General features: G+C 45.6%; 9 protein-coding genes. 8 read left to right on the top strand and 1 reads right to left on the bottom strand.

Annotated features, from left to right (window positions below; translation table 11 throughout):
• The first annotated feature begins 302 nt into the window (after positions 1-302).
• Entirely contained in the window at positions 303-1,076 is a 774-nt protein-coding gene (locus D0A34_15690; protein UNU20131.1) for an RNA polymerase sigma factor SigF, read from the top strand.
• A 101-nt stretch (positions 1,077-1,177) separates the two neighbouring features.
• On the opposite strand, the gene D0A34_15695 is transcribed toward D0A34_15690, so the two are convergent.
• Entirely contained in the window at positions 1,178-2,341 is a 1,164-nt protein-coding gene (locus tag D0A34_15695) for a pyridoxal phosphate-dependent aminotransferase (GenBank protein UNU22317.1), read from the bottom strand.
• A gap of 240 nt (positions 2,342-2,581) precedes the next feature.
• Between D0A34_15695 and D0A34_15700 the strand changes: the two genes are divergently transcribed.
• The 7 genes from D0A34_15700 (at position 2,582) to D0A34_15730 (ending at position 12,277) form a co-directional block, all read left to right on the top strand.
• Complete coding sequence (locus D0A34_15700) at positions 2,582-3,094, top strand: adenine phosphoribosyltransferase (GenBank protein ID UNU20132.1); 513 nt, start codon at positions 2,582-2,584, stop codon at positions 3,092-3,094.
• 217 nt (positions 3,095-3,311) lie between these two features.
• Entirely contained in the window at positions 3,312-4,352 is a 1,041-nt protein-coding gene (locus D0A34_15705; GenBank protein ID UNU20133.1) for an ABC transporter permease, read from the top strand.
• Between the two features lie 117 nt (positions 4,353-4,469).
• Positions 4,470-6,200 carry a leucine-rich repeat domain-containing protein gene (locus tag D0A34_15710; GenBank protein UNU22318.1) on the top strand — a complete coding sequence of 577 codons (1,731 nt, stop codon included), beginning with the start codon at positions 4,470-4,472 and terminating at the stop codon, positions 6,198-6,200.
• A gap of 181 nt (positions 6,201-6,381) precedes the next feature.
• The gene (locus tag D0A34_15715; GenBank protein UNU20134.1) at positions 6,382-7,335 is read left to right on the top strand and encodes an ABC transporter ATP-binding protein; all 954 of its coding nucleotides are present in this window, start codon (positions 6,382-6,384) and stop codon (positions 7,333-7,335) included.
• 77 nt (positions 7,336-7,412) lie between these two features.
• Positions 7,413-9,080: a hypothetical protein gene (locus D0A34_15720; protein ID UNU20135.1), complete on the top strand. Its 1,668-nt coding sequence runs from the start codon at positions 7,413-7,415 to the stop codon at positions 9,078-9,080.
• A 572-nt stretch (positions 9,081-9,652) separates the two neighbouring features.
• Entirely contained in the window at positions 9,653-11,815 is a 2,163-nt protein-coding gene (locus D0A34_15725; protein UNU20136.1) for a DUF4394 domain-containing protein, read from the top strand.
• Positions 11,816-11,989: 174 nt separating this feature from the next.
• Entirely contained in the window at positions 11,990-12,277 is a 288-nt protein-coding gene (locus tag D0A34_15730; GenBank protein ID UNU20137.1) for a hypothetical protein, read from the top strand.
• The last annotated feature ends 743 nt before the right edge of the window (positions 12,278-13,020 follow it).

A 13,020-nucleotide genomic window follows, 5' to 3' on the forward strand; every position in this document is an offset into this window, starting at 1 on the left:
TTTTTTATTAATTAAAGTATTGTAGTCAAAGCGCTTTCAGCTTATAATATATTTTTAAAAAAACCTGGTTAAATTGGGGATTGTGCTCAAGGCCTTCTACCTGGTAAAAGTCTGCCTTATGCCGAAAACCTTCTGATAATCCCGCTAAATCCGTTCACGATCCGAAAGTTAAACTGGTGTGTCCGGTATCACACCTATTAAGTGCTAGGATTACACTAGCTAAAAGTGAATTGTTTTAGACTAGATAAGAAGCTAGATCTAAAGCAACCTCAGTCCTCTGCTCTACCAACCCTTATGTCACCATGTCTACCACAGTGCCGAACGAGCTAAAAAGCGAAAATTTGCAATTGTTGCGCGAGTACCAAATTTCTGGCTCGAATGAAATCCGCAATCAGTTAGTTAAACTGAATATCGGACTGGTCAGAAAAGAAGTTTACCACTGGATCAACCAGTGCGGTGAAAGCTATGACGATTTGCTGCAAGTCGGATGTATTGGGTTGATCAGGGCGATCGAGCGGTTTGATATCGCCAAGGGACACGCTTTTAGTTCCTTTGCAATTCCCTACATACGCGGCGAAATTCAACACTACTTGCGGGACAAAAGCCCTTCTGTGCGATTTCCCCGCCATTGGCAGTCCCTGGAACGCAAATCAGTAGCAGCGATCAAGGATTTGCAGGTGCAGTTAAACCGCAAACCTACGGATGCTGAAGTAGCAGCAGTCCTTGAGGTTTCTTTAGAAGAATGGCAAGAAATTAAGTTGGCCCATCTCAACCGATCGCCTCTGAGTTTGGACGCGCCGATGCAAGATGAAGATGAGGGGGCTACTTGTCTGGGAGAATTGGTGCCCGATACTAAGTATCGGAGTTTCCAGTTGGCGCAAGAGGATCAAATTCGCGTACAGCAAGCTTTGGCTATGTTGGAACAACGGACTCGCGAGATATTGGAGTTTGTTTTTCTCTACGATTTGACGCAGAAGGAAACCGCTGAACGCTTGGGTATCAGTGCGGTGACTGTTTCTCGGCGAGTTAAGAAGGGGCTGGATTTGCTCAAAGAGATTATGACTAAACAGCTTTAGTTATTAGTCATTAGTCATTAGTCAGCAGTCAGGAGTCAGCAGTCAGCAGTAAGCTGCTACTGATAACAAATAACAAATAACCACTGACTACTAACTAATTTTTAGATGCTGCGGACAAATTTATCCAGCCTTTCTACGGCTTTTTTAATTGTGCCTAAATCGGTGGCGTAAGACAAGCGAATGTGGTCGTCTGCACCAAAAGCAATCCCCGGAATAACTGCTACTTGCTGCTGTTCTAAGAAAGCGTCGCAAAATTCCAGAGAATTCATTCCAGTCTTGCTGATGTTGACAAACATATAGAAAGCACCGTCTGGTTTAATACAGCTAATTCCGGGGATAGCATCAAGTAATTCAAATATTACCTGACGCCTTTCGGCAAAAGCTAGACGCATTTTTTCGACAGATTCTTGGCTGCTTTCCAAAGCTGCGATCGCGCCGTACTGTGCAAAGGTACACACGTTTGAGGTACTGTGACCTTGAATGGTGCCGGTGGCCTTAATTAATTCGATCGGCCCGGCCAAATAACCGATTCGCCAGCCTGTCATCGAGTAAGCTTTGGCAAAACCGCTGCTGATGAGAGTGCGATCGAAGATTTCTTTGCCCAGGGAACCGATGCTGACGTGTTGGGCGCCGTCATATATAATTTTTTCGTAAATTTCGTCAGAAACGACTAAAATATCTCGATCGACTATCACCTCAGCCAAGGCTTTGATTTCCGCCGGAGTGTACACCATTCCCGTCGGGTTAGAAGGCGAATTCAGTACAAATAACTTGGTTTTGGGAGTAATCGCTCCACTCAGTTGTTCCGGTGTAATTTTATATCCTGTAGAAGCATCAGTCTGTACAATTACTGGCTTGCCGCTAGCGAGTTTCACCATTTCGGGGTAGCTCAGCCAGTAGGGAGCCGGAATAATTACTTCCTCTCCCGGCTCGATCAAAGCCATCATCAGATTGTAGAGCGAATGCTTGCCGCCGTTGGTGACAATGATATTTTCTGGTTGATAGTTGAGATTGTTGTCGGATTGGAGTTTGCGGACGATCGCAGCTTTTAACTGCGGTTCCCCAGCCACAGCGCCGTACTTAGTCTTCCCCTCGTCTAAAGCTTGTTTTGCCGCTGCTTTAATGTGTTCGGGCGTATCAAAGTCGGGTTCTCCCGTACTCAAACTACAGACATCAATCCCTTCGGCCTTCATGGCTTTAGCCTTAGCGGCGATCGCCAAGGTTATAGAAGGAGGAACCTCACCCACTCGTGCTGCCAACTTAATCATTGGATTTTAGATATTAGATTTTTGACTTTAGATCTTAGGGTGAGAAATGTTGATATTCAACCCTGTTGTTAGGGAATTATGACATTTGTTTACATAGTACGTAAAGGATTAAGCAATTAAAGAATAAAAATTAAAGAAGCTCTTAGTTTTAATTTTTATTTTTAAATTTTTAAATTTTGACGTTATTATTGTAGCATTTTTGATGCCTCGTTACCCTCAACGCCGATCTGCAAGCTTATGGATCTCAAATCTCTGATTCGCGACATTCCTGATTTCCCCAAGCCGGGAATTATGTTTCGAGACATTACAACTTTGCTGCGCGACCCGCAAGGGCTCAGCTACACCATTGACAGCTTAGCCGAAAAATGCTCTGCAATGTCTGTTGACTATGTGGTGGGCATGGAATCGCGGGGCTTCATCTTTGGCGCGCCTTTGGCTTATAAAATGGGAATAGGCTTTATTCCTGTCCGCAAACCAGGGAAACTGCCCGGTGCGGTTCATTTTGCTGAGTACGAATTGGAATACGGTGTCGATCGGCTGGAGATGCACCAAGATGCGATGGCATCGGGCAGCCGGGTGCTGATTGTGGACGATTTAATCGCCACTGGCGGAACAGCGGTGGCGACGGCTAAATTGTTGGAACAAGCTGGCTGCGAGCTTGTCGGTTTTGCTTTTATCATTGAATTGCAGGCTTTGGGTGGCAGGCAGAAATTGCCCGATGTGCCGATCGTCACGCTAGTTGAATATTAGTTAGTTAACTGTTGGCAGTTGACAGTTGACAGTTGACAGTTGACTGCTGAATAAAAACTACTGACAAATAATATCCTTTCCGTTTGCATCGGAATTATTCATCTCTCTCTTCTCTTCCTCTGTGCTCTCTGCGTCAAGAGCGGTTAAATCATTCCGATGCAACCGGAATTAATATAATTCACAATCCTAAAATCTAAAATCTAAAATCTAAAATTGTATGACTTCTCTTAAGTTAAATCGAAATTGGCGAGCGTTGAATTCTCTGTTTGGCAGCGAGACATTTACTTATGTTGTCAAGCGACTGTTGCAGGCACTTTTAACCCTATTTTTGGCATCGATGCTTTGTTTTGCAATTATTGAGCTAGCACCGGGAAATTACTTGGATACTTTGAGCCAAAATCCCAAGATTTCGCCGGAGACACTCAAGCAACTCGAACAGCAGTTCGGCTTAGATAAACCAGCTATTGTGCAGTATTGGCTGTGGCTGCAACAAATTGTGACGCGGGGGAATTTTGGCACGAGTTTTGTGTATCAGCGATCGGTAGCTTCGCTGCTGTGGGAACGGGTACCGGCGACGTTATTGATGGCGATCGCATCTTTGATTGTAACTTGGGCGATCGCGATTCCTTTGGGAATTGTCGCCGCCGTCAATCAAAACCGCACAGTCGATCGAGTTTTACAAGTAGTCAGCTACACGGGACAGGGATTTCCCAGCTTTATCACAGCGTTGCTGCTGCTATTTTTTGCTCAGAATACTTCGCCTCTGTTTCCCGTCGGAGGAATGACAAGTATCGACCACGCAGACTTACCTTGGTGGGGTCAAATCCTCGATTACGGCTGGCACTTAATTTTGCCAACTGTCGCCCTCAGCCTTACTGGTTTTGCAGGTTTGCAAAGATTGATGCGCGGACAATTTTTGGACGTGCTGCGTCAAGATTATATCCGAACAGCACGGGCGAAAGGTTTGCCGGACGATCGAGTAATTTACATTCATGCTTTGCGGAATGCTGTTAATCCGTTGATTACGCTATTGGGTTTTGAGTTTGCTAGTTTGTTGAGCGGTGCGTTTATTGCCGAATATTTCTTTAATTGGCCGGGTTTGGGAAAGCTGACTTTGGATGCGGTGAACAATCAAGATTTGTATTTAGTAATGGCAAGTTTGATGATGGGCGCTACCATGTTGATTGTTGGGAATTTGTTGGCGGATTTGCTGCTGAAAGCTGTCGATCCTCGGATTAAGCTGGAAGATTTGAAATAGAAGACTTAATTCAGTAACAGAAGCTACGCAAGGGCGATTGGTAATAGTCAACAGTCAACAGTCTTCCATTATCCATGCCCCATGCCCCATGCCCCATTACCCATCTCGGAGTGTTTTATGTCAGAAAAACAACCCAACGAGCCAATGAGTTTTAGCAGCTTTGCCGACTGGTGCAGGCATATTGACAGTCTTTCAGAAGAGGCAAGGCACACAGTTAAATTGTTGTTAAAAAAGGCTGGCACTGATGACGCACAAGAAGCGGAGCAGATACTTTCAAGCATGACAGAACTGGCTCTCAGCTACGATCACATTACCGACATCAGCTTCCTCCGCTGGCTCACCAATCTGACCACCCTAAATTTCGAAAACAATAAAATTACCGACATCAGCTCTCTCGGCTCGCTCACCAATCTGACACGCCTGAATCTCAGCTACAATCAAATTACCGACATCAGCTTCCTCGGCTCGCTCACCAATCTGACAACACTGGATCTCAGCTACAATAGAATTATCGACATCAGCTCCCTCGGCTCGCTCACCAATCTGACACGCCTGAATCTTAACATCAATACAATTACCGACATCAGCTCTCTCGGCTCGCTTACCAATCTGACAAGGCTGGATCTCCTCAGCAATCAAATTACCGACCTCAGCTCTCTCGGCTCGCTTACCAATCTGACAAGGCTGGATCTCAGCAGCAATCCAATTACCGACATCAACGCTTTGCGTAAGCTCACCAATCTGACAATACTGGATATTCTCTCCAACACTCGAATTACCAATATCAGCGTGTTAGGCGAACTCGCACAGAAACGTCTTACTCTCTCGACTAGACCAATTGATGCTCAAAAAGCCACAGAAGCAGTCAAAGTTGCCTATGCAGCTATTGGCCTAGAAGAACCCGAAGTTATTGTTTGCAGCAGTCCCCGCGACGCTTTTCTCCAAATCTTCAACTTGCCAAAAGGCGACCATTCACCAAACTGCTCAGACGAATGGCACAGGAATAGATTGGGGGAAAAGCTGGACGGGAAATGGATGTCCATGTTCCCATCGATTGTGAGAGACTTTGCAAGTCCGGCCGTGTGGAAGTATGAGCTCGATCGAATGACAATCGAACGCGAAGCAGACACGACACTGAGTTCGCTAATGGTCGAATTGTTTTACGAATATAAGCCATCGGAACGAACGGGGAATGTTATTCCCAGTCATTTTTTAGACCTGGTGCGATGCCCTATAACCCCCAGGACTTTGTTTAAAGAAATCTATTTGACTCAATTGTATATCTATTCATTAGGCGTCAATCTTTCCCAAAAGACACAAGAAATACTTCGCTGCCAAAACCTGCTTTTCGAGCATTGCGGTTTTATATTTCCCTTGGAAACGTTTTGCTTTGTGTGCGATCGCCCGCGCCACCTGCGCTTTGACAGTCAAAACCGCTTGCACGCTGAAGGAGAACCTGCTATTGAGTTTGCGGATGGATGGAATTCTTACTATTATCATGGCGTCAGATTGCCTGAAAAATACTGTCAACTACACCCGAACCAATGGCAATCCCAATGGCTGTTATCAGAAGATAATGCCGAACTTCGGCGAGTGTTAATTCAAGGAATTGGTTACGATCGCATTTGTCAAGAGTTGGAAGCAAAACAAATACATAGTTGGCAGGAATATGCACTATTAAAAATAGATCACCCTAGGGACGAGCCGATTTATTTGTTAAAAATGACTTGTCCGAGTACGGGATTCATTCACGCTTTGAGAGTTCCACCTAACCTGAACTCAGCTAGGGAGGCAATTCGCTGGGTAAATTGGAATATCGATCCAGAGGAATTTTCTGTGCAGACTTGATATATAGCCTTTCTCAGGTAAATTAGATGCTCGTGGGCTGCGGGCATAGCAGATATAAAAGCGTTTGAGTTTTTAATTTCAGAACGGGGCTGACAATTCATTGAAGAACGGGCTAGGCTAGTTGTAGACTTCTATTTCCATGCCAGGAATGCACCAATAAAAATTCATTCACCCTCCAAACATGGCAAAACAACTAGCAATAGAAACTCGCGGACTCACGAAACAATTCGATCGCCATATAGCTGTCAATGACATCGATTTGCAAGTAGCAGCAGGTGAAGTATGCGGACTGATAGGCCCCAACGGTGCCGGCAAAACTACTTTGCTGCGAATGCTGGCGGCGGCTGAGGAACCGACTATAGGGGAAATTTACATCAACGGGGATAGGTTATTGCGCGATCGATCGCACCCAATTCTCAAACAGCGCATCGGCTTTCTTCCCGATGACTTTCCCCTCTACGACGACTTGACTGTTTGGGATTATTTAGACTATTTTGCCCGACTCTACAACCTCCAGCAACCGCGCCGCCGAGAGCGAATCAACTCCGTGTTAGAACTCGTGCAATTAACTAACAAACGCAACAGCTTAATTTCTACCCTGTCGCGGGGGATGAAACAGCGCCTGAGTTTGGGGAGAACTATTATCCACGAACCGCTGTTGCTGTTGTTAGACGAACCCGTTTCTGGCTTAGATCCGATCGCCCGAATGCAGTTCCGCGAAATTATCAAAGTTTTGCAAGAAGCCGGCATGACCGTAGTCATATCATCTCACGTCCTCAGCGACTTAGCCGAACTTTGTACCTGGGTAGGCATCATGGAACTCGGATATCTGGTCGAAAGCGCACCTTTACAAGAACTTTACAAACGCCTCAGCCGCCAGCAAATTTTCATGTCGGTTTTAGGAAATAAATTAGAAGCGCTAACATCGGCATTAAAAAACTTTCCTTGGGTGGAAAATTGGGCAATAATCCCGGAAACTCAACAGGTGTGCGTTGATTTTTCAGGAAGCCCGGAAGATGCCGCCAGTTTATTACGCGAACTCGTCGCCGCCCACATTCCCCTAACCGAATTCCACTGCACTCAAGAAGACTTAGAAACCATCTTCCTCAAAATGGGACACAAACAAGCATCCTAATGTGCTAGTTTCCTGTTTACCAGAATAAACAGTGAGTTATAACTAAGTCGTCACCCATTCCTAATCACCAATAACCAATGACACTCCACTTACTAGACAAAATAGGCAACTGGAATCCCCAGTTATTTCGAGAAATCAAAGGTCGCTTGAATACTGGCAATATGGCGATCGCCTCGGCTTTTTCCCTAAGCGCTCAAGTGCTGCTGTTCAAGTCTGTCAGCGCTCAGATACCCGTTCCCCCTCCTAATGGGTCGTACACTAACCCCATCTATCACAGATTTTGCTTAGATGACGCCCCTCCCTATGAAAGAATCTGCGTCAGAGATGCCTTCAGCAACTTTGTCATTAACTGGCCGATGTGGTGGCTAGAGATATTCACTTGGCTGAGCATATTTAGCGTCTTAGCTTTATTAGTAGCCGGGACTTATCTACTTGTCAGTGACTTAGACAAGGAGGAACGCCGCGGGACGCTCAACTTTATTCGCCTCAGTCCCCAGTCTGCCAAAACAATTTTTATCGGCAAAATTCTCGGCGTCCCAATTTTACTGTATCTAGCAGCAATTCTGACAGTACCGCTGCACCTGTACAGTGGATTAGCTGCTCAAATACCCTTGAATGAAATTGTATGTTTCTACCCAGCGGTTGCAGCTAGCTGTGCTTTATTTTACAGCGGTGCGATGCTATTTGGATTGACAACCAGTTGGTTGGGAGGATTTCAACCTTGGTTGGCTAGCGCTATGGTTTTTGTTGTGTTTGGGATTTCTTGGCTTCCGCTCACGCGAACTGCTGTGGATGTGTTACATTTTTTGTCTCCCCTTGCTATGCTGAGATATCCGCTTTCTCTAGTTGATAAAACGGATTTCGATTCGTTAGTTGAAAACTTAGACAAGTTGCAATGGTTTTACTCGCCAGTGGGTACAAATATTGCGATTGGCCTTGCTTTGTCTCTCTTGGTTTGTGGTACAGGAACCTACTGGATGTGGCAGGGATGGCAGCGCCGCTTTCCCAATCCCAGTGCTACAGTTTTGAGCAAGCGGCAAAGTTATTTGCTAGTTATCTGCTGTCAGGTAATATTTTTAGGGTTTGCACTCCAATCAGACCCCCCAGGAGGCAACAGTAATCTCATCTGTTTACTTATCTTGAATTTGGTGATGTTCTTAGCTTTAATTGCAGCTTTAACATCTGACAGACAATCATTGTACGATTGGGCGAGGTATCGGAAACAAATCGTTCCCAGCAATCAGAAGCTGTGGCGACGCTACCCACTACTCGATTTAATTTGGAGCGATAAAAGTCCGGCTGTAGTTGCGATCTCGATCAATTTCCTCAGCTCAGTAATAATTTTAACACCTTGGGCGCTGTTGGAAAAAAGTGAGAATAATGGATTTGGGGGTGTAATTTTATGCCTGAATCTTATCCTGATTTACGCAGCCATCACCCAACTATTCCTATTTACCAAAACCCGAAATCAGGAAATTTGGGCTGCCTGCACAGTCGGCAGCGCTATCTTGTTGCCACCTGTGATTTTCTCTATGCTTTTACTAACCCCAGAAAAAGCTCCTTTTTTGTGGTTGTCTTCAACATTTGGCCTTTGGTTTTCGCCGTCTCTGACAGCCGCGTCAGGAAATACCTTTTTGCTATCCCTACTCAGTCAGTGGACTGTCTTGGTGTTGTTGAACCTCAAATTGCGATCGCAACTGAAACTCGCAGGGGAATCAGCTTCTAAAGCCCTGCTGAAAGCTTGAAAAAGCAGCGGAAGGGATCAAACGTGAAACTCCGATTTAGGCAGGGATTTAAACCCCTGCCTGAAAGCTTAAGTCGTCTGAAAACGACTGTTTAACTAACTTATTATACTAATTCCGCATTTATAATCCACTTTATATTGATCGGTGGTGGTCGCCCCTACACACACAAAGCCCATCTTCGCAGGCTTTAAGATTAAAGTAAAAAAATTTCTGACTGTACAGATCCAAAATTATTGAGTCAGCGTATATTACTAATGAACGCAGTACAAAATTTCATAGGTTCGCACCGCTAACAATTTCAGCTTGCCTGTTTGCAGTTGAGCTGCGATCGCCCTTGGCTACACAGCAAACTATAAAATACGGCTAAGTGATCTGTATTTAGGAGTGAGTTTATTTGAATCCGGGGGCGGGTTTATATATCATTTTAGCTGCGTGTAATACTTTTATGGCAACCCACCCCTACAGCCGAAAATAAGAAAAACTATCCTAAAAGTGCGAATTTGTGATATTTTAACTGAGAATACCACCGCCGTTAGGCAACAGAAGTATCAAACTTAGAGGGTGATTAGATCATGGCAGAAATTAGAGGCACCGCACAAGCAGAATTGCTAGCAGGAACTCCAGAAAATGACCTAATTTTTGGTTTAATGGGGAATGACACCATTGCGGCAAACTCTGGTAATGACAGCATTTATGGAGGAAAACAAAGCGACTTAATTGATGGCAATGCTGGTCAAGATTCGCTTTTTGGAGATTTAGAGAACGATACTGTTAACGGTGGAGACGGTAACGATTTTTTAGTGGGCGGAAAAGGCAGCGATTCCATATCGGGAAACTCGGGCAATGATGTTTTGTCGGGCGATCGAGATACTGATGTCCTGATAGGCGGAGACGGGGCTGACTTATTTGTTTTGAGGCGCTACGCGGAGGCAGATCCTGGTCGTACCAGCGGCGGTGCTAATTTCGCAAATGCGGACGCGATCGCCGATTTTACAGCCGGTACAGATTTAATCGGTTTGGCGGGAGGTCTTAGTTTTAGCGACTTGAATATTCAGGAAGCAGGAAACGATACTGTTATTCAAGACCGAGTGACTGGAGAATTTCTCGCTACTCTCAGAGGGGTGAGACAAAGTGCGATTAACCAGGCAAGTTTCACTAATAATATTGGCAGCGTTGTTCCCAGCCCCCCGCCTCCAGCGCGGACAACGGCTTATGCTTTAACTCCTGCTAATCGGATTGTCGGTTTTAGTCTTTCCAATCCGGGAAGTGTACTCTCAGATTTTCCCGTGACTGGATTGCAAGCGGGAGAAAGTTTGCTGGGAATTGATTATCGGCCGGCTAACGGTTTGCTTTACGGTGTGGGTTCTAGCAATCGCTTGTATACTGTCAATCCGATGACTGGGGAAGCAAGTCCAGTCGGTAACGGGCAGTTGGCTGTTCCTCTAACTCCGGGGGCTGCGGGTTTTGATTTCAATCCGACAGTCGATCGAATTCGGTTTGTCAATGAAGCCGATCAAAACGCCCGCCTCAATCCTGATACAGGCGCAATTGTCGATTTTGACACGCTGGCGGGGGGAATTCAACTCGACGGGAATTTGGCTTACCGGGCGGGCGATCGCAATTTTGGAAGTTCTCCGGCTGCTGCTGGGGCTGCGTATGTGAATAACTTTGCAGGGGGAACTTCGACAACGCTGTTTGTAATTGACAGCGATTTGGATGTTTTGGTGCGACAAGATCCGCCGAATAATGGAGTGTTGAATACGATCGGATCTTTGGGAGTTGATGCTACTAGCGTTCTCGGCTTTGATGTCCGGAGTATTGGCGGCCGCGAGGTGGCAGTGGCGGCACTGGAAGTTGGTGGCATTTCCGGCTTGTACAATATCAATTTAAGTAGCGGTCAAGCTTCCTTTGTCGGTCAAATTGCCGACGGGAGACAGATTAACGGTTTGGCTTTGCCTTTGCCTACAGCTTACGCCTTAACTGTCAGAAATGGCGCTGAAACAATTGTCGGTTTTAACGAGGCGGGACCGCGGGCGATTCTCAGCGACGTGGCAGTTACGGGGTTGCAGCCGGGAGAAAGTTTGCTGGGAATTGATTTTCGCCCCGCTAACGGTGTGCTTTACGGTGTGGGTTCTAGCAATCGCTTGTACGCGATTAATCCGGTTACTGGGGCTGCAAGTCAAGTCGGTAGCGGGCAGTTTGCTGTTCCTCTAACTCCGGGGGCTGCGGGTTTTGATTTCAATCCGACAGTCGATCGAATTCGGTTTGTCAATCAAGCTGGTCAAAACGCCCGCCTCAACCCGGATACTGGGGCACTTGTGGATTTTGACACGCTGACGGGGGGAATTCAACTCGACGGGAATTTGGCTTATGCTGCGGGCGATCGCAATTCTGGCAATCCCGGCGCTGCTGCTGCGGCGGCGTATGTGAATAACTTTGCCGGGGCAACTTCGACGACACTATTTGCAATTGACACCAATTTAGACGTTTTGGTGCGCCAAGATCCGCCGAATAATGGAGTGTTGAATACGATCGGATCTTTGGGAATTGATGCTGGTACCGTTCTCGGCTTTGATATCAGGAGTTTTGGCGGTAACGAGACGGCTTTGGCTGCGATCGAGGTTGGCGGAGTTTCCAGCCTGTACAATATCAATTTGACGACCGGTCAAGCTTCGATCGTCGGTCAAATTGGTGACGGGCGAGGGATTAAAGGCTTAGCACTGACTTTGATTTAACTGCTAGATTCCCAGCGATTTTAGATTGATTTTAGGCATCAATTATCTAGTTTTTAGGTGGAAAATTGAAAACAACTCAACTTTTCTACAATCTGAAATTCTCAGTCTAAAATCGTTTGGGCAATTCCCAATTCCCAATTTGAGGTAACATATTATTTTGACAACCAAGATAAGATGTTATCTCAAGTTTTTTACTTGCTACGTTCCCGCAGTGACGGCAAATATCTGTCCGCGAATCCCAATCCAGATGCGGCAGTGAGTTACCTGCTGATGTTTCGCGAAGACTATGACGCTTTGAGCTATCTCAACGCCCACGCTGCTGATGTTGCCGATCGATTCGGAGTAGAATCGATTTCCGGTTCTCAGGTAAAAAAGCTACTCGAACGTTGGGGATTTAACGGTGTGGGGGTTGTTCAAGACCCGCTGTTACCCAATATTGAGTTTTTATTGACAAAGGATTGACAATTGACAAGATTTGCTATTCACCCGGTTTCAGGAAGAAATCGGGTTTTTTTGTCAAGTTTTGAGCCGATCGCCCGATCGAGCTTGTAGAGTTATATGCCCCATATTTAGTGCAAATTGTCAAATTTGTAAAGCTTTCACCCTAACTCTGAATCCTGTTGTATATTCGTAGTTTGATTTATTCCGACCCGTCAGTACACAACCTCTGGTTCGAGAATTAGAGCGAGCGAAGCAACAGACTGGGCAACTAGCGTGCGATCGCAGTGTCTGGCGGTTAATCAGACTCGGCAATACCGCCCCTGAGCAAACAAGAGCTAGACCAATAAAAATCCCCAGCAGCTACGAACTGACCAGGGAAATGCACAAAAAAACCAAGAGATAATTATGGCACAAATCAATGGCTTTGGAGCAAATGCTCAAGAGTTCGAGTACCCGAAATTAGTAGCAAATATCCAGCTAAAACTGGTTTTAAGCCCAGATATTGACCGACATCAACCTTACCACAGCCAGATCCAAGAACTTCAAGCTCAAATGAATGGTCTAAAGACTGAAAACCTCGACTTGAAGACTGAAAACCTCGACTTAAAAACTGAAAACCTCGACTTAAAAACTGAAAACTTCGACTTGAAGACTGAAAACTCAAACTTGAGGCAGATTAACCAAGAATTGCAATGGCGTATCAATCCCAACTCTCCTGATGGAGATGCAATTTGCAATTCAGACTGGTAGTTGAAAATACAGTA

It is taken from the genome of Microcoleus vaginatus PCC 9802 (assembly GCA_022701275.1).
GTDB classification, from domain to species: domain Bacteria; phylum Cyanobacteriota; class Cyanobacteriia; order Cyanobacteriales; family Microcoleaceae; genus Microcoleus; species Microcoleus vaginatus_A.

What these genes read in the sequence shown, in the direction of transcription:
- D0A34_15700 (UNU20132.1), top strand. Translation starts at nt 2,582, where the DNA reads ATGGATCTCAAATCTCTGATTCGCGACATTCCTGATTTCCCCAAGCCG.
- D0A34_15725 (UNU20136.1), top strand. Translation starts at nt 9,653, where the DNA reads ATGGCAGAAATTAGAGGCACCGCACAAGCAGAATTGCTAGCAGGAACT.
- D0A34_15710 (UNU22318.1), top strand. Translation starts at nt 4,470, where the DNA reads ATGTCAGAAAAACAACCCAACGAGCCAATGAGTTTTAGCAGCTTTGCC.
- D0A34_15720 (UNU20135.1), top strand. Translation starts at nt 7,413, where the DNA reads ATGACACTCCACTTACTAGACAAAATAGGCAACTGGAATCCCCAGTTA.
- D0A34_15715 (UNU20134.1), top strand. Translation starts at nt 6,382, where the DNA reads ATGGCAAAACAACTAGCAATAGAAACTCGCGGACTCACGAAACAATTC.
- D0A34_15705 (UNU20133.1), top strand. Translation starts at nt 3,312, where the DNA reads ATGACTTCTCTTAAGTTAAATCGAAATTGGCGAGCGTTGAATTCTCTG.
- D0A34_15690 (UNU20131.1), top strand. Translation starts at nt 303, where the DNA reads ATGTCTACCACAGTGCCGAACGAGCTAAAAAGCGAAAATTTGCAATTG.
- D0A34_15730 (UNU20137.1), top strand. Translation starts at nt 11,990, where the DNA reads ATGTTATCTCAAGTTTTTTACTTGCTACGTTCCCGCAGTGACGGCAAA.